This window comes from Bhargavaea cecembensis DSE10 (assembly GCF_000348905.1).
Classification (GTDB): domain Bacteria; phylum Bacillota; class Bacilli; order Bacillales_A; family Planococcaceae; genus Bhargavaea; species Bhargavaea cecembensis.
This window is the reverse complement of sequence record NZ_AOFT01000004.1, coordinates 52,610-73,084: the sequence shown is the minus strand read 5'-3', so window position 1 is coordinate 73,084 and position 20,475 is coordinate 52,610. Positions and strand designations below refer to the sequence as shown.

Below are 20,475 nucleotides of genomic sequence, written 5' to 3'. Positions count from 1 at the left end.
AGCGAATTCTGTATTCATACAGTTCAGGCGGTCATTTAATCAAGAAAACGCTCTCTTGGCAACTAAAGGAAGGTTGATATACAACAGATGATATAATTTTATTTATCAGAAAGTTCAACATTCCAACAAGAGGTGAGCAGACATGAATGTACCGCTGATATTGACTGACTTCCTGGACCGTGCTGTCCGTCTGTACGGTGAAAAAACGGCCGTGATCGACCACGACGAGGGGCGCCGGCTGACCTATAACGAGTTGGACGGGCGGGTAAACCGCCTGTCCCATGGCCTCCGCTCGCTCGGCGTGCAGAAGGGGGACCGTGTCGCTTACCTCGCTCCGAACACTCTGGAGATGCTGGAAGGATTCTACGGAATCTATCAGACAGGCGCCGTCATGGTGCCCCTCAATATTCGGCTCAAGCCGGAGGATTACCTGTTCATCCTCAATCATAGCGAATCCAAGGTGCTGTTCGCCGACCAGGATCTGCTTCATCTGATTGAGCCGGTAAAGGACCAGTTCGAAACCGTCGAGCGGATCATCGTCCATTATCATGACGGAGAGACAGAAGAGACGTCTTACGACGATTGGCTGGCTCAGTTCCCGGAAGAGCCGTTTAACCGGGCGGAGGTCGAGGAGGACGACGTCGCGAGCCTGCTCTATACAAGCGGGACGACCGGCAACCCGAAGGGCGTCATGCTGACGCACCGGAACAACTACCTGCATGCGATGTCGCTGATGCACCATCTCCGGGTATATGATACGGATACGTATCTCCACGTCCTGCCGATGTTCCACGTCAATGGCTGGGGTGCGCCGTTCTACTACACGGCAAACGGAGCGACACATGTCTGCCTCAGAAAGGCGCGTCCGGAGACGATTTATGACGCCATCAATTCCCACGGGGTGACGTCGGTGCATATGGCACCGACTGTCCTCAACTCGCTGCTGCAGTACTATGATTCAGAGAAGCCGCAGACCGGCACCGCCGATCTCCGCATCGTCATCGCGGGCTCCGCTCCGCCGCCGGCATTTATCCGACGTGTCGAGGATGAACTGGGCTGGGAGTTCATCCAGGTGTACGGCATGACCGAATCATCACCGCTCAGCCTGACGTCATCAAGCCGTTCGACGGAAGCACATCTTCCGGCCGAGCAGCGCACCCGACTAAAAGCGAAGGCTGGCTACCCGATGGTCGGAAACGATGTCCGTGTTGTCAACGACTTCGGGGAAGAAGTGCCTCATGACGGCAAGTCGATCGGCGAGGTCGTTGTCAGGAGCCATGGGGTCATGAAAGGCTATTGGAAAAATGAAGAAGCAACCGCGGAGGCCCTTCGGAACGGCTGGCTCCATACGGGAGACATGGGCACCATTGATGAATTTGGCCATATCGACATCACCGACCGGAAAAAGGACATCATCATCTCCGGTGGCGAAAACATCTCCTCCATTGAAGTGGAAGGGGCACTCTATGAGCACCCGGATATCGTGGAAGCGGCCGTCATCGCGGTCCCGCATGAGAAATGGGGAGAGACCCCGCATGCCTACGTCGTCCTCCGGGAAGGCACCGGCCTGAGTGAACAGGACGTCATCGACTTCTCCCGCTCCAAGCTGGCGCATTTCAAGGCCGTCACCGGCGTAACCTTTGTCGATGAACTGCCGAAAACCGCTTCAGGAAAAATCCAGAAGGTTCATCTCCGGAATGACTACTGGGAATCCCATAAGGGTGTAGCAGCTTCCGGAAGGTTCGTTAACTAAACATGAAATAGTCATCAAGAGACCTGCCTTGGCAGGTCTTTTTAATGTCTTTGGACCTATCTATTTCATGAATTATGGTAATCATATAGTCCTTATCGATTTAATTGTATATAATTCCCTTAGAAATATTTTCTTGAACAGGTAAAGGGGGTCGCTCCGATGCCAGACTGTGGCAGGAGGCGCAAACTACATAAAAAAGAGGGCGGCTATGCGCTCCTCATTGTCATGCTTGCCCTGATCTTAATCTCCATGTTTGCCGTCACCTTCTATACCACTTCCGCCAGCCACCGCCTTCAGCAGCAACAGGTGGAGTCCTCAACACTCAGTGTCGGGGCGGCAGAGATGGGCGTACAGCGGGTGCATTATGAGTTGAAGAACAGAATTTTAACTGCTTACGGAAACACAACAGACGAAACACAAATTGACATACATCACTTAAAAGAAAAGATGAAAGAGTATGCCTTACGAGGACAAAAAGTAACTGCACTTTGTAACGGTAATTTACAGGAATGGGCAGATTGTGAAGCAGACATGATCAATGAGCGTATGAAGCGTCAGTTTATCGAGAATGTAAGGAACTCATTGGCAACTTACTTTATTGCTGACAACAGGGCATTCTCGGTTGATTCGGACGTTGAATATAGAATCAGCGACCATATGCTCCATCTAGATAAAAAAGAAGGAGAGATAAAAGTTGAGTATTCTATCGTGGGTAAGGAAGAGGAAAAAGAGAAAGAACTAAAAGGGGTTCTCTCCTTGAGGATTCCTGAGTTCATTTCTTCAGATGATAATGACCGCGAAGGTGTTATTACGGGAAGAGTGGACCCCGACAAATCAAATGAAGCAATATTTTATCCCACTACATTCACTTTTGAACAGGCCAGGGCATGTCCAAGTAATCCGGGTGACTTAAACGAAATACACTGCTTTTGGACTGAAAAGGGAAAATACGAAGGTGATACATCGCTCTTTGAAAACTGGTTGTCTTTAGTTCCTGAAATAAAGAAAGACAAAGTTAAAGTTATTTCTGACGACATTTGCGGCGCTTTTTCTCACAATGGAAATAACTGCAATAACAATTGGGATTTTGGGGGATTATCGGTATATGCCAGGATTGGCTCTGAAAAATACGCAAATGTAAACAATCCAGTGAATGGAGCGCTATATGTAAATGGCGTCGTCAACGCAGGCAATATGAATAATGCAGACAACTTTATGTTGGTAGCACGCGGAATTGATGTAGGTAATATTAACGGCAGTATAAATAGATTGACCCTCGTTCTCCTTGGAACGGGTGAACCGAATGCGTTAAATTGGGATAGTTTAGCTCTCAAAGGCAATTCAAGAGCATGCATTAATATATCTGGAGCTGAAGATGAGATTAATAATAAGTCTATAACCATAGATTCGGGTAGTTTACTCACATTTTATTCTGAAACCATTGAGCCGAAAACTCTTCAGGGGGGCAAGGAGCGCTACACTAATGACTATGGTGAATTCTTGAATGCTTGTGGATTAAAAGGTGTGCGGGGGGCAGAGAACTATACCATTAAAGGAATGAACGAAGGTCAATTAGATTTACAGACAGATGTGATTTATTGAGATGAACGGAGAAGTTAGAAATGAAACTAATGGATAATTTAAGAGGACTCACCCTCGTCGAAGTCCTTGCTGCTATCGTACTTTTGGGTATTATTTTCATTATCGCCGCTTCAGCTTTTCCCCAAATGACCAAAATGAACGCAGCAACCGAGACAAAGCAGGATACAATGGCAGATGCCCGTATGGAACTCACCACACTGCTTGGCCGCTCAACTGATTTCTCAGTGAATCCATTCAACCCTATCCAATTGGGAGATCAGCCTGATTCCAAATATGATCTTGTTCCTCCTGATGCGGGGTGTGATGATTGCACCGCCTGGGAGCGAACCGAGCCGGCAACGGAGAAATCGCCGGCCAGGAAGTACAGGCTCCAGATCTGGAACGAGCCGGATTATCCCGGAAACTATGATTCTCCATCCCTCTACCGGATCAAGGTGACAGCCACTGATTTAAATAACAAATCCGCAAGTTCCGCTTACGGTTACTTGGAGGTGCCTGCCGATGCGGCAACTAAAGAATGAGGCGGGAATGTCATTAATGGAGGTGCTTGCCGTACTCGTGATCGGCACCATGTTTATGATGCTTGCGATGACGATGATCGGGCTGAATATGAAGTCGAATGCGGCACAAATGGCGAAGACGCGCCTGCAGCAGGAAGCCAATCTCGTCACTGCCGAGTTGGCGGAGGCGCACCGTCAATGTCCGGACATGCTGCTCCTTAAAGAGGGGCAGGCTTTATCAATCGAAGGTTGCGATTTCAAGAGCGGTCGGGTCGGTGGCGGAATCTATACGCATCATTTACATAGCGAAGACATCCTCAATCGTCCTTTAGGTGACCGGGAAACTCTGACGGTGACCGTTATGGACGGGAAATCCGAATTGACCGTACCGATCACACTGAGCCGTCTCGGCACACTCAACTAGACCGTATTAAGGGAGCCGCCCGGCCCGGGCCGGCTCTTTCTTCATTTCCAGCTTTAAAACCCTTCTTCCGCCTTAGTTGCGGCGTAGCCCGCCTGTGATAAACTATTGGAAAAGTCAGTGTGCGGATGACCGGACTACCTGGGATGGAGGGGACCATATGAAGGTATTGGATTCGGGGCAGTTGATTGAGGGGCTTCAGAGGAACGTGGGGACGCTGGAGCGGCTGGACGGTGAGATGAGGGAGGTTGTTCTGACGGCGGAACGTTTTGTTGCGCTTGGAGAGTCATTGAAAGGGCAGGGCGGCGAGAGCCTGAGGATGTTTTATCAGGAGTGCCACCTGACGTTCGGGAGTTATTTCATGTTTTTTGTCCAGGATTTCCTGACGGCCTGCGCGGAGGTGTTCTCGGCACTTCAGGCACTGGAGCCGGATCCGTCGGGACACATCAAAGAGGCCTTTCTCGAGTCTGAGATTGAGCATGCGCTCACCGATCTTTCTTCGACCGTTACCCGGCTGACTTCGGATGCGAACAGCATCATGGATTCTGTAGCGGATATCGTCTCGCTGCCGCACCTTAATGACAGTGATGTGCAGGAGGGTGTCCGTGATGCCCGGATCCATAAGGACGACACCGTCACCGGCCTCCGGGAGTTTGACTACAGCCAGACGAATGGCCTGGCTTCCATTGAAACGGCACTTCTTCATATGGATCAGTGGGTCTCCGAGATCGAATCGATGATGGCGGAGGGGCTTGCCGGTGCCGACTTTGATGCGGACAGCTGGAATGGCCTTGAGGGCGTCCAGGCGCTGAAAACGGATCTGGCTGCCCGGGAGGCGGAACTTCTCGGTATTGAAGAAGCCGGGGAAAGCGCCAATGTAAGTGAATCACCTTCCGCTGACGCAAAGGATGTCGGCGAAGCGGAAAAAGAGGAGAGCGGGAACAAGGTGCTCGGCTTCCTGAAGGGAGCAGCGGACTTCCTGTTCCTCGATGACGCGAAGACCATCCTTGACCCCGATGCCTCTCTTCTTGATAAGGGAATCGCAATCGCCGGGTTCACCCCGTTCGGCAAGGCACTGAAAGTCGGGAAGACAGGCTACAAACTGGTCAAGAACTCACCAAATGCCAGCTGGGCGACAAAAGCCCCGGCGCCGAAAAAACCGACCCGACTGGAAGAGCTGCGTGCCAAATACGGAACGGTTCCGCCGAAGGAACTGCATCAGCGGATCAACCTGCGTCAGTCGACAAGAGATGAGCTGGACCGGCTGAAAGCGAGCGGCATGACCAAGAAGGAGTTGGGTCCGGCGGTCGCGGGCGTCCTGGACAAAAAGACCGGCAAGACGTATTACGGCATCAACGATCCGAGCGGGAAAGTGCCTTCCAATCTTCATCCGCAGCTGCGTGACCGCATCGAGAATATGCCGCCGGCCATACGGGACGGCTATACAAAGACGGCCGGAAGCGGTTCTCATGCTGAGGTCCGCGCGCTGAATGAGGCGTTGCAAAACAATCCGAATGCCAAGCTGGACGACTTTATGGTCCATGTCGTCAACACGAAAAAGCTGGGGCCGAAGATGCCGCAGCCTGGCATGCCGATGCCGCGGTGCCCGCATTGTGAATACATCACGGGCGGCACGAAATTCTTCCCTGAGGTGATCAAGAATGGACGATAAACTGCTGACGAAAGAAGAGCTGATTGAAAAAGGATACGACTACGATGATCTAGAGATGGAGCCGCCGAGCGACCAGCTGTTTGTACGGACCGGTGAGGAAGGGGACGATCTCGTTCCGGTCAATGGGCTGGTCTATGAGCTGAGCGAGCAGGACGGCTCGGTCCTGTACTACGGAGAGTATGCGGACGGACTGCCACATGGAATTTCGGTGGACTTCCATCCGAACGGACAAGTAAAGCAGATCCACGCCCATTTCCACGGGCCGATCCACGGCGAACAACATCAATGGGACAAGGAAGGACGCCTCGTATTCTGGGGAGAATACGAGTATGGGCATGAGCTGAAATATAAAAGATGGGATGGGTCCGGTGAACTTGTTGAAGAGAAAATGGAACCGGACAACAGCCAATTGACCATGATTCGGCAAAGCCGTGAATTCTATCAGAAACATTACGGGGCAGAATAAGAGTGTTAACGGCTGAAGAAGTGTTGGAGCAGGGCGTTCCGTGGAATAATCTCGTTGAGGAATATCTGAGCGACCTGGTACTGTGGCGATGGGGAGAACCTTCTCTTTTACGGCGAGTATCGAGGAGAGTATGTCTATGGGGTCCTCGTCTGGTACAAGCAGAACCGGACCCTGATCTGTTCGGGCTGATTGAGTCCCAGCGCGCGTACTATGAGAAACGTGGATAAGCAAAGGAAGTGGCAAGTGTGCAGGTGAACGACATCCATCCTCTCCGTCCGGATCCGGCGGAGTTCATCCGAATCCAGGAGCGGCTGGCCAAACAGATTGACGTGAGCCGGCCGCTCCGCCGTGAAGATCTCCGGACGGTGGCCGGAGTCGACTTGGCTTACGGCGGTGAAGGCGAATCCGAGACCGGTTTCTGCCATGTCGCTGTCTTTGATGCGGCCACGATGCAAGTAGTGGAACGGGCAGAGGCAATCGGAAAGATTGAAGTACCGTATGTCCCCGGATTCCTGACGTTCCGGGAGCTGCCGCTGATCGCTGCGGCTGCCGAAAAGCTGGAAACGGTGCCGGACCTGTTCCTGTTTGACGGAAACGGCATCCTCCACCCCCGCAGGATGGGGATTGCTGCGCACGCATCGTTCTTTCTCGGCAAACCGGCTGTCGGTGTCGCCAAAACCTATTTTAAGATAGCGGAGACGGAGTACGAGGAGCCGGAGCGGGAGAAGGGCAGCTGCACGGACATCAAAGTGGGCGGTGAGACGCTGGGGCGCGCCGTCCGGACATCCGCCGGCGTAAAGCCTGTGTTCGTCTCGCCGGGCAACGGGATCAACCTGGATTCATCGACGGAACTTGTCCTGTCGCTTACAGGCCCCGAAAGCCGACTGCCCGTACCGGTGCGGGAAGCGGACATCTCGACCCGCAGGATGCGCCGCAACTGGGAAGAAGAACAACGATTAAGCCCGTGATTCCCTAGGTGGAGTCGCGGGTTCATTCGTTCAGGCCACTTCCTGATTGCTATAATAAAACGGGAAATGGAGAAAGGCGGAATATTATATGAAGAAACTATTATTGGATGTCGACACAGGAATCGACGATGCGATCGCGCTTCTGCTCGCGGCCAAGGAATCCGAATTGGTCGGGGTGACAACCGTAAATGGGAACACGTCGCTGGATAACGCGACAACCAACACACTGAAAGTCCTCAGCCTGATCGGACGCGAAGACATTCCGGTCGTCCGCGGTGCGGACCGGCCGCTCCTGCGTGAGCCTCATTTCGAGGCGAGGGTGCACGGTGATGACGGAATCGGAGGCGCGCTCGGGGACATGAAGACTGGAATGCCTGCAGAAGGGTTCGCCCCCGACTTCATTATCGAGCAGGCTAAAAAACACCAAGGTGAGCTGACGCTCGTCCTCCTTGCCCCGCTGACGAACATGGCGCTCGCGGTGCGTAAGGAACCACGGCTCAAAGACTGGCTGAAGGAAGTCGTCGTCATGGGCGGTGCCCTGGACACGCCGGGCAACATCACGCCGAAAGCCGAGTTCAACATCTTTGTCGATCCGGAGGCGGCGAAAGTCGTTTTTCAGGCCGGCCTTCCGATCACGCTTGTCGGACTGGACGTCACGGAAAAGACGCTTCTCGATGAACCGCATGTCCGGGAAATGGCAGGAAATGCAGAAGGGGAGTTTATCCGTGAAGCGACCGTCCAGTACATGAACCGGTATGAGGAGATGACCGGAAGCCGTGCGTGCTCCATGCATGACCCGCTGGCGGTCGGGGTGGCGCTCGACCGGTCGTTTGTCCGGACGGAGCGTCTCTATGTCGATGTGGAGGCGGACAGTTCCCTGTGCGACGGCCAGACCGTTTGCGATTTCAATAAAGTGACAGGCCGTGAGCCGAATATGGACGTCTGCCTCGGAGTCGAGGGAGAGCGCTTTATCCGCTATCTGATCCAAAGTATGACCCGCTGATCAATAAGCCCGCGATGCCAATGGGGCATCACGGGCTTTTCATCATTTGAAGAAGAGTTCGAATACCCTTCTCATGGCACTTTTTTCCGGACGTCCTCCGCGGGCCTTCCATTCGGGCACCACATACTTTTTCGTGAACTTCATCTCGTAGTCTTCCGCGCGACCAAACGGTAATGGGTCATATCCATAATTGAGATCAAGGCCGCCGGCGTCATCGATCATGAGTGTCATCGTCGTGAACGGTTCCCGTCCCAGTGCCTTGAATTCTCCGGCTAGCTTTAAAATCAGGTGATTGATCTTATCTGTCTGTTCATGGTAATCCGTGGGATCCAGATCCAGTATGTAGTGCATCTCCGCATCCGGCAGGAATTCCGGGCTGTCTTTCCTGAAAAAATAATAAAAGTAATCGGCCCGTTCACCGCGGTTTTCACCATAGAACATGATCTTGTCCCAATCAGCAGGGACTGATTCGATGATTGTTTCAATCAGCTGCTGTGTGGTTGTTTCGAGGTTGGTTGTGTCCATCCGTTCCGCCTCCCAGTCTTGTTAACAATCCTAGCAGAACAGGGAGATGCCGTCACATGGATCTCTGTTGTATTCTTTTGCCGGAGGCGCGCACACTAACTGATATACAAGATGGTGTGATATCCTGAAAAACCCATAAAAGTGTCGATTCATCGCTGTTTTTAAGTCTTTTATCCGAAATTATTCTGATTCGGTTGATTATAAAATATTCACGCTATACAATGGAACGTATATTTTTATCATTTTGCTTGGTAACAAGCTAAAGGAGTGGAGACCGGTGAAAAAGTACGAAGAGGCGCTGGATTTGCATCGGGAGCTGGAAGGAAAGCTGGAAGTGACGGTAAAGGCACCGATCGAGTCAAAGCGTGACTTGAGCCTGGTGTATTCACCGGGAGTCGCCGGTCCCTGCCTGGAGATTGAGCAGGATCCGGAAAGCATCTACGACTATACAATCAAAGGCCATACCGTCGGTGTCATCAGCAACGGCACCGCGGTGCTTGGCCTTGGCAATATTGGCGCTGCGGCATCGATTCCGGTCATGGAAGGAAAAGCGGCGCTGTTCAAGCGGTTCGGCGGCGTGGATGCCTTCCCGATCGTCCTGGACACGGAAGATCCGGATGAGTTCGTGAATGCGGTCAAGCTGATGGCCGGCGTATTCGGCGGAATCAACCTTGAGGACATCGCGGCGCCGGCATGCTTTGAAATCGAAGACCGTCTCAAAGAGGAACTGGACATCCCGGTGTTCCACGATGACCAGCACGGGACGGCCATCGTTGTCGCGGCGGGCCTTCTGAACGCTTCCCGCCTGACGGGGAGAGAGCTCCGCGACATGAAGGTTGTCATGAACGGCGCGGGAGCGGCAGGTGTGGCAATTGCAAAGCTCCTGCTCGGTTTCGGCGTTGAACAGATCATCATGTGCGATACGGCGGGTGCCATCTATGAAGGCCGGACGGAGCGGATGAATCCGATGAAGGAGTCAATCGCACAGGCGACGAATCCGGGGCGCAGGAGCGGCAGCCTGGCGGATGTCATCGTCGGCGCAGATGTCTTTATCGGGGTGTCCGCGGCAGGCGCGCTCACCCAGGACATGGTCCGTTCCATGGCCCAGGAGCCGATCATCTTTGCAATGGCGAACCCGGTCCCGGAAATCATGCCGGATGAGGCGAAAGCAGCCGGTGCCCGCATCGTCGGCACGGGACGTTCCGATTTCCCGAACCAGGTCAACAACATCCTCGCTTTCCCGGGGATTTTCCGAGGGGCGCTCAGCGTGCGGGCAAGCGAAGTGAACGAGGAAATGAAGCGTGCTGCCGCTTATGCAATCGCGGACCTGATCGGCCGCACCGCGCTCACCGATGACCGGATCATTCCGGATCCGTTTGACGTGCGGGTTGCGGACGCAGTTACGAAGTCTGTCGCAGAAGCGGCGGTCCGGACGGGAGTCGCCAGGAAAGCTCCGGTAAAGTCCTGATCCGCCGTCCCCATTTCCCCCGTGTCCATAAATCGATATAATGATATGGACAACTAGTGGAAATGGGGGAAACGGGATGTCTTACTTTGTGGTGTATCTGCCGATGAAGGATGAGGAACTGAGTCAAACCCTCCGTCCGGATCATCTGGCGTTTCTGGACGAACAGATCGAAAAGGGCAATGTAAAAGCGAAGGGCCGCTTTGCCGACGGTTCCGGCGGCATGGTGATCTACGAGGCCGAGTCGCTTGAAGCGGCTGAGGAAATTGCCAAGCAAGACCCGTACGTCGAAAAAGGCGCACGTGGAATCGAAATCAAAGAATGGATCGCGAGCTTCGCGTGAACCAGAAAACCAGCAGCCGGCGGACGGCTGCTGGTTTTATTATGCGTGGGAGGATTATCAACGTTTCAATAAAGATCGTCAACGTCTCAATGAACATAATCAACGTCTCAGTAAACTTCGTCAACGTCTCATCCAAGATCATCAACGTTTTCGGATTCAACCGCTCCTCTTCATGAGATAAAGGAAGTACGGTGCGCCGATGAGGGCGGCGATGATGCCTGCCGGGACGGTGAAGTCCGGGAGCGAGTGGCCGATCGTATCTGCCGCAATAAGGAGCCCTGCGCCGATCAGCATGGCCGCAGGAAGGTAGTGCTGGTGGCGCGGTCCGGCGATGGCCCGGGCGATATGAGGGGCCATCAGGCCGATAAAGGCGATGTAGCCTATGACGGAGACGGCGGCCGCGGCAAGTGCGACGGCAATCGCGATCAGGATCATGAGGCTCCGCGACAGTTTCAGGCCGAGCCCGATCGCCGACGGTTCGCTGAGCGCCAGGATATTGAGCGTATTCGACCGGTACAGGACAAACGGGACGAGCAGGATGACCCAAGGCAGGAGTGCAAGTGCGAACGGCCAGTCGGCGCCCCAGACGCTTCCGGCGAGCCATTCCGCGACAAAGGCAGCTTCCTGGCGTTCGGCGCCGGAAATGAGGAGCATCATGCCGCCGGATAGGGCGGATGCAAACCCGATCCCGACAAGAAGAAGGCGCATAGGGCGGAGTCCGCGTCCCTTTTCGGTCGAGAACAAGTAGATCAGCCCGGCTGTCACGATGGCTCCGGCAAATCCCACCGCAGGAAGCAGATAGGCGTAATACGGGATGTTGCCCCCGGCAAACAGATAAAACACGGTAATGGCGAATCCTGCCCCGGAATGGATCCCGATGATTCCCGGGTCCGCCAGGTCATTCCTTGTGACCGTCTGCAGGATTGATCCGGACACGGCCAGCGCCACCCCTGCCAGCACGAGCACAGTTAGCCTCGGCAGCCTTATTTCAAGCAGGATGAACGATTCCTTGAATGTACCGTTGCCGGTGAGGACGGGGATGAGCCGGTTGACCGTCACGCCGGAGGCACCTGCCGACAGGGCGGCGATGAGAACGACAGCGAGCAGTCCCGCCAAGATCAGTGTCCTGCGGAGCGGCCGGCGCTGTTTTGATTCATGCATCCCGGAGCCCCCCTTTCCGGACAATCATCAGGAAGAACGGCAGTCCGATCAGCGCCGTAATGGCGACGACCGGCGTCTCGAACGGCGCATTCAGGGTCCGGCCCGCCAGATCGGCCAGCACCATGAACGCCGCACCTAGAAGGGCGCTCATCGGGATGATCCGCGTATAGTCCGATCCGCTGAAAGTCCGCACGATATGCGGAATGATGAGGCCGACAAACGCCAGGTTGCCGACAAGGGCGACCGCCGCACCTGCGAGAAGGGCGGTGATGCCCATCATGATCGCCTTCATCAGGAACACCCGCTGGCCAAGGCCGGCCGCCACGTCTTCCTGCAGACTGAGGATGGTCAGCTGCCTGCTGACGGCAATGGCGCCGACGAGTCCGATCGCGATAAACGGGATGATGATGAGCGCCTTTGGGGTCGTGCCCATGAGGCCGCCCGCGGTCCAGAGCGAGACGTCCTTGGAAATCTGGAAGACGATCCCCGTCCCGTCCGCGACCGCCTGCAGGAAAGCCGAGACCGCGGCGCCCGCGACGACGAGCCGCATCGCAGACATGCCCCCGCGGCTGGAGGCCCCGATGCCGAATACGAGGATCATGCCCGCAGCCGCACCGATAAAGCAGGCGGCGAGGATGCCGAGGTAGGGGATGCCCGGGATCAGTGCCAGCGAAAGGGCGAGTGCGGCATTTGCTCCGGAGGTAAGCCCGAGAAGGCCGGGGTCGGCGAGCGGGTTGCGGGTCACGCCCTGCATGATGGCGCCCGCAACGCCAAGTGCCGCTCCGGTAAAGATGGCTGCCACCACGCGCGGAATTCGCAGTTCGCGGAGAATAGCGGCATGATCGCCGGTCGCCGAGAACACCGCCTGCCAGACATCGCGGATGCCGGTATCCGCGGCTCCGAGTGTCAGTGCCGCAACAAAGGATGCGGCCACAAGCAGGATGCCGAGCGCGAGCTGTATCGGAAATGGAAAAAGTCGTTTGGTGGTCATATCGTCAGTCACTTTCCTCATATCAGCGGAAAAGCGGTCCGCAGAGCTGGACCGCTTTTCTGCTGTTATTCGTTTCCGAGAAATTCCTGTTCAAAAAAGTCCAGTTGGTCATCAAGCGTCATCGCGTCATTGAAATAGGCAGTCCGCGCATCAGCCACGATCAGGTTGCCGTTTTTCACAGCCGGAATCTCCTTGAACCAGGCTGCGTCCATGAACGAGGTATCCTGCTCTTCTGTCAGGCTCAATACCAGGTAATCACCCGTGTAATCACCAAGCACTTCCTGGGAGATGGCAAAGTAACCCGGCTCCAGTGCTACATCCTCGACCTGCTTCGGCATCTTCAGGCCCATTGCCTGGTAGAGGATTTCAGTGCCGCGGCCCCAGTTGTCACCGAACAGGTACAGCTGCTTCTCAAAGTTTTCCGCGACGGTGACTGTGGCGTCTTCGCCGATCTTTTCCTTGATGCGCGTGCCAAGGTCCTCGGCGCGCTTCTTGAAGTCTTCCACCCACTCGGTGGCTTCCTTTTCTTTGTTGACGACTTTGGCGATTTCGATGTGCTGCTGGAGGTAGTCATTCTTGCCGTAGGTAAAGAGGACGGTCGGCGCGATTTTCTCCAGCTTTTCTGCGTTCTGGATGTTGTTCAGGCCGATGATGAGATCCGGCTCCAGTTCGATGATTTTCTCGATGTCTTCATTGGAGACGACTTCGGCGTCTTTCAGCGCTTCGTCAAAGCTCGGGTTGGCGGCGGACCAGGAGTCTACGCCGACAATCGGCACATCCAGTTTGATCAGGTCACCCGCGTAGGAAGACAGCACAACAACACGCTGAGGATCTGCAGGCACTTCGACAGGCCCGGTTTCGGATTCGTAGACGATGGTGTCAGAGGAAGCATTGTCTTCTGATTCTCCCTTGCTGTCATCGGCGGAGCCGGACGCGCATGCGGCAAGTGTAAGAGTCATGAGCAGGGTAAGGATCAGGAGCAGTTTCTTGTTCATATGGATTCTCCTTTGGATAAGGTCATTTATTTGATCAGATCATAGGTCATGCAGAAGGGGGTCCCGGTCCTCGGGTCCTTTCCGATGACCGCATCAATGCGGAACACGTCTTTCAGCACGTCAGGGACGAGCACTTCTTCCGGCGGTCCGCTCTTGATGAGGCGTCCCGACGAAAGGGCGATGAGATGATCGGAGAAACGAGCGGCCTGGTTGAGGTCATGGAGCACCATGACGATCGTCCGGCCTTCTTCCCGGTTCAGCTTCCGGAGAAGTTCCAGGACTTCGAGCTGGTGGGCCATGTCCAGGTAGGTGGTCGGTTCATCCAGGAAAATGATCCCGGTGTCCTGTGCAAGGGCCATCGCGATCCAGGCCCGCTGCCGCTGCCCGCCGGACAGGGCATCCACCGGCCGGTTACGGAATTCGTCCATGCGGGTCGCCTCCAGCGCCCAGTCGACCATGCGGCGGTCTTCGGCGCTCAGCCGTCCAAATCCCTTCTGGTAAGGGAACCGGCCGTAGGCGACGAGTTCTCCTACCAGGAGGCCGTTGGCGCTGTCCTGCGTCTGGGGAAGGATGGCCATTTCCCTCGCCAGTGCTTTTGTATCCATCGACCGGATGTTGGCGCCGTCAAGCAGGACGGCACCGCCCTGATGGGGGATGATGCGGGTGATCGCTTTCAGTAGCGTTGATTTCCCGCATCCGTTCGAGCCGATGATGGTCGTAATTTTGCCTTGGGGAAACGAAATGTCCATCCCATGGACAATGGGGGTTTCTCCGTAGCCGACTTGGATCTGTTCGGCGAGCAGTTGCATATTGGGTTTCTCCTTTCTTTTTGGAGTGGGACATGTTATTCTCAATGAAAATGATTATCGTTGAGAATGATTTTCAATTTCAGATGATATAGCCAAAGCATGAAGGTGTCAACTGTTTTCTGAAGCAGGAGAGGGAGGAAATTGACATGGCAGAACTGATCCGGGATGTGACGATTATCGGCGGGGGGCCGGCAGGGCTTTATTCGGCATTTTACAGCGGGCTCCGCGGCATGGACGCGAGGCTGATCGAAGCGAGGGAAGAACTTGGCGGGAAGGTGTGTCTGTTCCGGGAGAAGATGATCTGGGACGCGGGCGGCCAGCCGCCGCTGCAGGGAGAGACGTTCCGCCGGCAGCTGATCGAACAGGGGAAGACATTCGCTCCGGAAGTGCTGACCAGTACGAAAATTATCGCGATCCGTAAAAACAGTCAGGGGCTGTTCGAAGCGCAGGACCATCTTGGACGTGTCCATCTGTCCAAAGCCATCATCATGGCGAACGGCGGCGGGATCGTCACTCCGCAAAAGCTCCGCCTGCAGGGCGCCGCCGTGGCGGAGATGGACAATCTCCACTATACGATGCCGTCCCTTGCGACATTCACGGGCAAAACCGTTCTGATTTCGGGAGGAGGGGACGCAGCGGTCGACTGGGCGGACGAGCTGTCCGGCATAGCGGCAAAAGTGATTCTCGTCCACCGCAGGGACAATTTCTGCGCGCACGAGGCACAGGTGGAGAAAGTGAAGCGGAGCGGCACGGACATCTTGCTGAATGTGGCGATTCACCGGTTGCTTGCCGATGGAGCGAAAACCCGGATCGAGATGGTGGAGCTGAAGGATACGGAAACGGGCGCCTTTACCCGTGTCGAAGTGGATGATGTCGTCGTCAGCCATGGCTACGAGCGGGATGCGGCGCTTGAGTTCGGAGCCGGTTCTGAACCGCTCCGGAAGGACGGCCACTTCTTCCAGGGTGGGGCGGATGCCGCAACTTCTGTCCCGGGTATTTTTGCGGCAGGCGACTGCCTGTCTTATGCGGGCAAGGTGAACCTCCTCGTTGGTGCGTTCCAGGATGCCGTAAATGCTGTCAACCGCGCCAAAACCTATGTTGAGCCCGATGCCCACGACCGCGGCATGGTCTCTTCGCACAACGAGCGATTTAAAGAGCGGAACCGTACCCTCATCAGGCAGCTGGCGGATGGAGTGAAAGCCGAGGGGTAAGGGGCGCAGCCGCATAAGGGTTCACGTTTCGGCGAGGAACGGAAATAACACGGACAGGTTCTGCATAAAATGCAGATCTGTCCGTTTTTTGGTTAGGTTATGGAATTTCCTCCATCCCTCTATCAACATAAAGGAAAGGTAATATTCAGAAATATATTGCGTCACTCTCTTAATCATGTTAGTGTAAAACCAGGTTGAAGGGTTTCCTTCATTATGGAAAAGTTTTGCAGGAATTCCTTCAAAGCAGTTCGGGCAACCATTGCAGGCCCGGCTCAACTTTGTCCCGCCCGCTTGCGGGCTTCTTGATGTTGCGGTGATTACATACAGTCGAATGGGGTGTACGGGATGATGTTGAAGGGATTGGTCCACCGGGAGATACTGAAGCTGCCGAGGGGGCAGCGGAAAGTGGCCGAGTATGTAATGGAACGCCCTCATGAAGTGGCGGTCTGTTCGGGTTCCGAGCTTGGGGAACGGACCGGAACAAGCGAGTCGACGGTCATCCGCTTCAGTTACAATATGGGATTCACAGGTTACCCGGCGCTGCAGAAGGCGATCCGGGAAGAACTGTATACGCCTGAAAGCAGCTTCTCGGATTACCAGGATGACAAGCTGACGATCGGCGAGGAAAGCCGGATTTTTGAGAAGGTCATGGAGCGCGACCAGCGTGCGATTGCCGAGACGGCCAGAGGCATCGACCCGGTTCAGCTGGACAGGGCTGTCAGAGAGATCCTCACAGCCGAGAACATATCCGTGCTGGGTCTCCGGGCTTCTTATCCTGCTGCCTCATGGCTGGCACTGATGCTCAGGTTTGTACGTGACGGTGTGCATGTCATGCATCCCCAGGCGGAGGATCCGGCCCTTTCGATGGCCCTGACAGACAGCCGCTCCGTCGTCATCGTCTTCAGCTTTCATCGCTATCTGAAAGAGACACTCGAAATCACAGACCTCGCGAAAAAGAAAGGGGCTTTTGTGATCGGCATCAGCGATTCACTGTCCGCCCCGGTATCTGCATCCTGCGATGTCCTGTTTTCCATCGAGTCGGGGGCCTCGACAGTCGACAAGGCTGCGCCTCTTTTTTCGTTCCTGAATGCGCTTGTAGCGGCGCTGTGCGTGAAGAACCCTGCCGAAGTGAAAAAGCGGCAGGAAGCGGCACGGGAAATCGATAGCGGATTTTACTATGTAGAAGGCATCTGAAACGCAGGGGAGGAATGGACATGGAGCAGCCGGTGATCCGGCCATTTGAAAAGGAGGAAGTCCACCAGGCCTCTGAGCTGGAGCGGGCCGTCTGGGGAGGTTCCACGCCGCCCCAGCAGTTCATGACGGCGATGAAGAATGGCGGTCTCCTGATCGGTGCTTTCATCGGTGACCGGGCAGTGGGCTTCCAATACAGTTTTGCCGGTTTTGATGGACAGAAGCCGTATCTCTGCTCGCATATGCTGGCGCTTTTGCCCGAATACCGGCACTCGGGACTCGGAGCAGCGCTAAAGCGGCGCCAGGCGGAAATGGCGAGGGAAATCGGCTATGACTGGATCCAATGGACGTTCGACCCGCTCGAGAGCCGCAATGCCTACCTCAATATCCGAAAGCTCGGCGGCGTGGTCAGCACCTACTGGGAAAACTGTTATGGCGAGATGAAGGATCCGCTGAACGCAGGGCTCCCGACGGACCGCTTCCGGCTGGACTGGTGGATCAGCAGCCAGCGCGTGACGGACGGTATCCGCCAGCCGGAATTGGCTGAGGCGCAGCCGTACACAGTGTCGTTCAGCGGCTCGGGACAGCCTGTCCTGGATCAGCCGGGCAATGTGCCGGATTCAGAGGCTTTTACCGTTCCGGTCCCCGCCGACTTCCAGGCAATGAGGAAGGAAGACATGGCGCTTGCCATCGACTGGCGGGAGAAGACGAGAAAGATCTTCACACAGGCATTCGGGACCGGCTACGTGCTGGCCGACGTCAGGAGAAAGGACGGCCGCCTGAACGAATACGTGCTGTTCAAAAAAGAGCATGTCCGGCTTTAACACTGGAAGGGAGATGGGAAGTTTGATCATCAAAGAGATCCGAATGCGGCGCATGGAGATGCGCATGAAACATCCATTTACGACGAGTTTCGGGACGATGCAGGACAAGCCGTTCCTCCTGATCGAGGCGATTGACGAGGAAGGGAATTCCGGCTGGGGGGAGTCGGTCGCGTTTTCCTATCCCTGGTATGCGGAAGAAACGGTCGAGACGAACGTACACGTCATCCGCGACATCCTCGTTCCGTTGCTGATCGGCAGGGAAATCAGCCATCCAGATGAGGTCAATGAAATTTTCGCTCCGATCCGCCGAAACAATATGGCGAAAGCCGCGGTAGAGGGCGCCGTCTGGGATCTGTATTCGAAACGGAACAAACTGACGCTTGCGGAAGCGCTTGGCGGTGATAAGGAGAAGATCGACGTCGGCATCTCCATCGGCATCCAGGACAGCAAGGAGAAGATGGTTGAGACGGTCCGCGGCTTTATCGAACAGGGGTACAAGCGCATGAAGCTGAAAATAAAGCCGGGTGCAGACATCGAAATTCTACGGGCGGTCAGAGAGGCCTTCCCGGACGTGCCGCTCATGGCGGACGCCAACTCCGCCTATACGCTGGAGGATATCGAACTTCTGAAGATGCTGGATGACTTCGATCTCATGATGGTCGAGCAGCCGCTTGCACATGATGACATTATCGATCATGCAAAGCTTCAGGAAGAGCTCGAGACGCCGGTCTGCCTGGATGAAAGCATCCACTCACTCGAAGATGCGCGCAAGGCGGTCGAACTCGGCAGCTGCAAGATCATTAATGTGAAAATCGGGCGGGTCGGCGGTCTGACCGAAGCGAAGAAGATTCACGATTACTGTGTCGGGAAAGGCATCGATCTCTGGTGCGGCGGGATGCTGGAGGCGGGTATCGGGCGCGGGCACAATGTCGCGCTGACGACGCTTCCCGGATTCACGCTGCCGGGGGATACGGCAGGATCCGACCGATACTGGGAAGAAGACATCATCACGCCCGCAGTTGAGGCTGTGGACGGTGAAATCACCGTTCCTTCCGGATATGGAATCGGCTACGAGCCGGATCTTGAAAAAGTGAACAAGTACACGGTCGGGGAAGAAGTCTTCCGTGCCGAAGGGACAGAGGCCGCCCGCTGAGGGGAGCGTAAGGCCTGGAGGAAATTGACGGTGCAGTGCAGGCACCGCTTTCCTTTTAAGCTATAGGACTGAATATTCCGCCTCCTTGTACGACCATTAGAGGGCACAGCAAAACGGGATTTGCATGGGTAATTTGATCTAATATGATGCAATTTCCCCAAGACTACTTGAATGTTGAGAGTTTTCGGAGTATCGTGTTTAAATAATAGAAAACGCTTACTTGGTCACGGAATCATCGACAACGCAGAAAAACAACCGGGGGATGGACTGTTTTATGGATTATGGACAGGTAACCTTCCCGACAACGGAGGGGAATGCAAGTTGAAAGAGAGTATCCGTCTAGGCGCAGCATTTGCAGGGGTAGTGGTCGGGGCAGGATTTGCCTCGGGCCAGGAGATTCTTCAGTTTTTCACCAGCTTCGGATTATGGGGGGTTGCCGGCGGAATCGCCGCCATGGCAGTTTTTGCATTTATCGGAATGAATCTGGCAAGCATCGGGAGTTCACTCAAGTCGAAGTCCCATAAGGAAATCATCTATAAAATCTGCGGAAAGCCGATCGGCATGTTCGTGGATGCCGTGATCACGTTCTTCCTCTTTGGAGTGGCGGTCATCATGTATGCCGGCGCAGGTTCGCTTTTTGAGGAACAGTTCGGGATTCCTGCCGTTGTCGGCAGTTTGTTCATGGTCGTGGCCACTATGGTGACCGTTCTGCTGAATGTCCAGAAAATCATCACGGTGATCGGGGCTGTCACGCCATTCCTGGTTGCCATGATCATTCTCCTGGCGGGCTATTCGGTCATGACGGCAGATATCTCCGGAGCAGAGATTGCTCGCCTGGCACAGGAACAGGACGCGGCTGCGCCTCACTGGCTCCTGAGTGCCTTCCTGTATGTATCGTTTAACATTGCGTGCAGTGCATCGATGCTGGCAGTCATGGGCGGTACGGTGAAGGACCGCAAGACGGCTGCGCTCGGAGGAGCGATCGGCGGGGGGCTTCTTGGTGTCCTGATCCTGCTTGTGAACGTGGCGATGCTGACCAAACTGGATGCGGTCGGCGGAGCGGCGATGCCGACACTGGCGCTTGCCGCAGAGATCTCCCCGATTCTCGCCAATATCATGGCGGTGGTGTTGCTCTGCATGATCTACAATACTGCGGTCGGGATGCTGTATTCCTTTACTGCACGGGTGTCGGAAGCCGGCACGAAGCGGTTTAAAGCCCTGGTTGTCCTGTTTGGAATCGGCGGCTTTGCACTCAGCTTTGTCGGATTTGTCAGCCTCGTCGGTACGCTTTACCCGATTACGGGCTATCTCGGTCTGGTTCTCATCGCCGCGGTCGTCATCTATTGGGTGAGGAAAGTCGCACTTGGCGCAAGGGTTGGAAGCGAAACTGTATCATAAGGGTTCCATCATACAAAAACAGGG

20 protein-coding genes are annotated in these 20,475 nt (G+C 55.1%); 15 read left to right on the top strand and 5 right to left on the bottom strand.

From position 1 onward, the window contains the following. The first annotated feature begins 142 nt into the window (after window positions 1-142). The 8 genes from C772_RS05135 (at window position 143) to C772_RS05100 (ending at window position 8,385) form a co-directional block, all read left to right on the top strand. Window positions 143-1,753: a long-chain-fatty-acid--CoA ligase gene (locus C772_RS05135; RefSeq protein WP_008297974.1), complete on the top strand. Its 1,611-nt coding sequence runs from the start codon at window positions 143-145 to the stop codon at window positions 1,751-1,753. Between the two features lie 159 nt (window positions 1,754-1,912). Then, complete coding sequence (locus C772_RS05130; protein ID WP_008297972.1) at window positions 1,913-3,355, top strand: hypothetical protein; 1,443 nt, start codon at window positions 1,913-1,915, stop codon at window positions 3,353-3,355. A gap of 20 nt (window positions 3,356-3,375) precedes the next feature. Beyond that, a complete protein-coding gene (locus C772_RS05125) occupies window positions 3,376-3,876 on the top strand; it encodes a PulJ/GspJ family protein (protein WP_008297970.1) in 501 nt (166 codons plus the stop codon). Further along, complete coding sequence (locus tag C772_RS05120) at window positions 3,857-4,279, top strand: PilW family protein (RefSeq protein WP_008297968.1); 423 nt, start codon at window positions 3,857-3,859, stop codon at window positions 4,277-4,279. The genes C772_RS05125 and C772_RS05120 overlap by 20 nt, the downstream gene beginning before the upstream one ends. A gap of 157 nt (window positions 4,280-4,436) precedes the next feature. Continuing rightward, window positions 4,437-5,948: a T7SS effector LXG polymorphic toxin gene (locus C772_RS16640; protein ID WP_008297966.1), complete on the top strand. Its 1,512-nt coding sequence runs from the start codon at window positions 4,437-4,439 to the stop codon at window positions 5,946-5,948. Beyond that, window positions 5,938-6,414, top strand: coding sequence for a toxin-antitoxin system YwqK family antitoxin (locus tag C772_RS05110; RefSeq protein ID WP_008297965.1), 477 nt, complete (start codon window positions 5,938-5,940; stop codon window positions 6,412-6,414). Before C772_RS16640 ends, C772_RS05110 begins: the two co-directional genes overlap by 11 nt. A 245-nt stretch (window positions 6,415-6,659) precedes the next feature. After that, window positions 6,660-7,382, top strand: coding sequence for an endonuclease V (locus C772_RS05105; RefSeq protein ID WP_008297963.1), 723 nt, complete (start codon window positions 6,660-6,662; stop codon window positions 7,380-7,382). Between the two features lie 88 nt (window positions 7,383-7,470). Further along, window positions 7,471-8,385 carry a nucleoside hydrolase gene (locus C772_RS05100; protein WP_008297962.1) on the top strand — a complete coding sequence of 305 codons (915 nt, stop codon included), beginning with the start codon at window positions 7,471-7,473 and terminating at the stop codon, window positions 8,383-8,385. 42 nt (window positions 8,386-8,427) lie between these two features. Here the strand turns inward: C772_RS05100 and C772_RS05095 are convergent, their stop codons facing one another. Next, window positions 8,428-8,910: an immunity protein YezG family protein gene (locus tag C772_RS05095; RefSeq protein ID WP_008297960.1), complete on the bottom strand. Its 483-nt coding sequence runs from the start codon at window positions 8,908-8,910 to the stop codon at window positions 8,428-8,430. Window positions 8,911-9,187: 277 nt separating this feature from the next. Between C772_RS05095 and C772_RS05090 the strand changes: the two genes are divergently transcribed. Both C772_RS05090 and C772_RS05085 read left to right on the top strand, forming a co-directional pair. Beyond that, window positions 9,188-10,378, top strand: coding sequence for an NAD(P)-dependent malic enzyme (locus tag C772_RS05090; RefSeq protein WP_008297958.1), 1,191 nt, complete (start codon window positions 9,188-9,190; stop codon window positions 10,376-10,378). A 76-nt stretch (window positions 10,379-10,454) separates the two neighbouring features. Further along, a complete protein-coding gene (locus tag C772_RS05085) occupies window positions 10,455-10,718 on the top strand; it encodes a YciI family protein (RefSeq protein ID WP_008297956.1) in 264 nt (87 codons plus the stop codon). 156 nt (window positions 10,719-10,874) lie between these two features. Here C772_RS05085 and C772_RS05075 read toward each other — a convergent pair whose 3' ends face one another. The 4 genes from C772_RS05075 to C772_RS05060 all read right to left on the bottom strand — a co-directional run bounded on the left by C772_RS05075 (window position 10,875) and on the right by C772_RS05060 (window position 14,674). Next, a complete protein-coding gene (locus tag C772_RS05075) occupies window positions 10,875-11,879 on the bottom strand; it encodes a FecCD family ABC transporter permease (protein ID WP_008297950.1) in 1,005 nt (334 codons plus the stop codon). Then, entirely contained in the window at window positions 11,872-12,870 is a 999-nt protein-coding gene (locus C772_RS05070) for a FecCD family ABC transporter permease (protein WP_008297948.1), read from the bottom strand. Before C772_RS05070 ends, C772_RS05075 begins: the two co-directional genes overlap by 8 nt. A 65-nt stretch (window positions 12,871-12,935) precedes the next feature. Then, window positions 12,936-13,865, bottom strand: coding sequence for an iron-hydroxamate ABC transporter substrate-binding protein (locus tag C772_RS05065; RefSeq protein WP_008297945.1), 930 nt, complete (start codon window positions 13,863-13,865; stop codon window positions 12,936-12,938). A 26-nt stretch (window positions 13,866-13,891) separates the two neighbouring features. Continuing rightward, window positions 13,892-14,674, bottom strand: coding sequence for an ABC transporter ATP-binding protein (locus C772_RS05060; protein WP_008297943.1), 783 nt, complete (start codon window positions 14,672-14,674; stop codon window positions 13,892-13,894). A 146-nt stretch (window positions 14,675-14,820) separates the two neighbouring features. Between C772_RS05060 and C772_RS05055 the strand changes: the two genes are divergently transcribed. The 5 genes from C772_RS05055 to C772_RS05035 all read left to right on the top strand — a co-directional run bounded on the left by C772_RS05055 (window position 14,821) and on the right by C772_RS05035 (window position 20,451). Continuing rightward, on the top strand, window positions 14,821-15,885 hold the full coding sequence (locus C772_RS05055; RefSeq protein ID WP_008297941.1) for an NAD(P)/FAD-dependent oxidoreductase: 1,065 nt from the start codon (window positions 14,821-14,823) through the stop codon (window positions 15,883-15,885). A gap of 348 nt (window positions 15,886-16,233) precedes the next feature. Next, entirely contained in the window at window positions 16,234-17,079 is an 846-nt protein-coding gene (locus tag C772_RS05050; RefSeq protein ID WP_160162836.1) for a MurR/RpiR family transcriptional regulator, read from the top strand. 20 nt (window positions 17,080-17,099) lie between these two features. Beyond that, window positions 17,100-17,900 (top strand): GNAT family N-acetyltransferase, encoded by an 801-nt coding sequence (locus tag C772_RS05045; protein WP_008297938.1) that lies wholly within the window; start codon window positions 17,100-17,102, stop codon window positions 17,898-17,900. A gap of 22 nt (window positions 17,901-17,922) precedes the next feature. Continuing rightward, a complete protein-coding gene (menC, locus tag C772_RS05040) occupies window positions 17,923-19,053 on the top strand; it encodes an o-succinylbenzoate synthase (RefSeq protein WP_008297936.1) in 1,131 nt (376 codons plus the stop codon). A gap of 321 nt (window positions 19,054-19,374) precedes the next feature. Further along, window positions 19,375-20,451, top strand: coding sequence for a YkvI family membrane protein (locus tag C772_RS05035; protein WP_008297934.1), 1,077 nt, complete (start codon window positions 19,375-19,377; stop codon window positions 20,449-20,451). Window positions 20,452-20,475: the final 24 nt, after the last annotated feature.

Bases quoted from the DNA above. Each gene is read 5' to 3' on its own strand.
- C772_RS05135 (WP_008297974.1), top strand. From the start codon at position 143: ATGAATGTACCGCTGATATTGACTGACTTCCTGGACCGTGCTGTCCGT.
- C772_RS05130 (WP_008297972.1), top strand. From the start codon at position 1,913: ATGCCAGACTGTGGCAGGAGGCGCAAACTACATAAAAAAGAGGGCGGC.
- C772_RS05125 (WP_008297970.1), top strand. From the start codon at position 3,376: ATGAAACTAATGGATAATTTAAGAGGACTCACCCTCGTCGAAGTCCTT.
- C772_RS05120 (WP_008297968.1), top strand. From the start codon at position 3,857: ATGCGGCAACTAAAGAATGAGGCGGGAATGTCATTAATGGAGGTGCTT.
- C772_RS16640 (WP_008297966.1), top strand. From the start codon at position 4,437: ATGAAGGTATTGGATTCGGGGCAGTTGATTGAGGGGCTTCAGAGGAAC.
- C772_RS05110 (WP_008297965.1), top strand. From the start codon at position 5,938: ATGGACGATAAACTGCTGACGAAAGAAGAGCTGATTGAAAAAGGATAC.
- C772_RS05100 (WP_008297962.1), top strand. From the start codon at position 7,471: ATGAAGAAACTATTATTGGATGTCGACACAGGAATCGACGATGCGATC.
- C772_RS05095 (WP_008297960.1), bottom strand. From the start codon at position 8,910: ATGGACACAACCAACCTCGAAACAACCACACAGCAGCTGATTGAAACA.
- C772_RS05085 (WP_008297956.1), top strand. From the start codon at position 10,455: ATGTCTTACTTTGTGGTGTATCTGCCGATGAAGGATGAGGAACTGAGT.
- C772_RS05075 (WP_008297950.1), bottom strand. From the start codon at position 11,879: ATGCATGAATCAAAACAGCGCCGGCCGCTCCGCAGGACACTGATCTTG.
- C772_RS05070 (WP_008297948.1), bottom strand. From the start codon at position 12,870: ATGACCACCAAACGACTTTTTCCATTTCCGATACAGCTCGCGCTCGGC.
- C772_RS05065 (WP_008297945.1), bottom strand. From the start codon at position 13,865: ATGAACAAGAAACTGCTCCTGATCCTTACCCTGCTCATGACTCTTACA.
- C772_RS05060 (WP_008297943.1), bottom strand. From the start codon at position 14,674: ATGCAACTGCTCGCCGAACAGATCCAAGTCGGCTACGGAGAAACCCCC.
- C772_RS05055 (WP_008297941.1), top strand. From the start codon at position 14,821: ATGGCAGAACTGATCCGGGATGTGACGATTATCGGCGGGGGGCCGGCA.
- C772_RS05050 (WP_160162836.1), top strand. From the start codon at position 16,234: ATGTTGAAGGGATTGGTCCACCGGGAGATACTGAAGCTGCCGAGGGGG.
- C772_RS05045 (WP_008297938.1), top strand. From the start codon at position 17,100: ATGGAGCAGCCGGTGATCCGGCCATTTGAAAAGGAGGAAGTCCACCAG.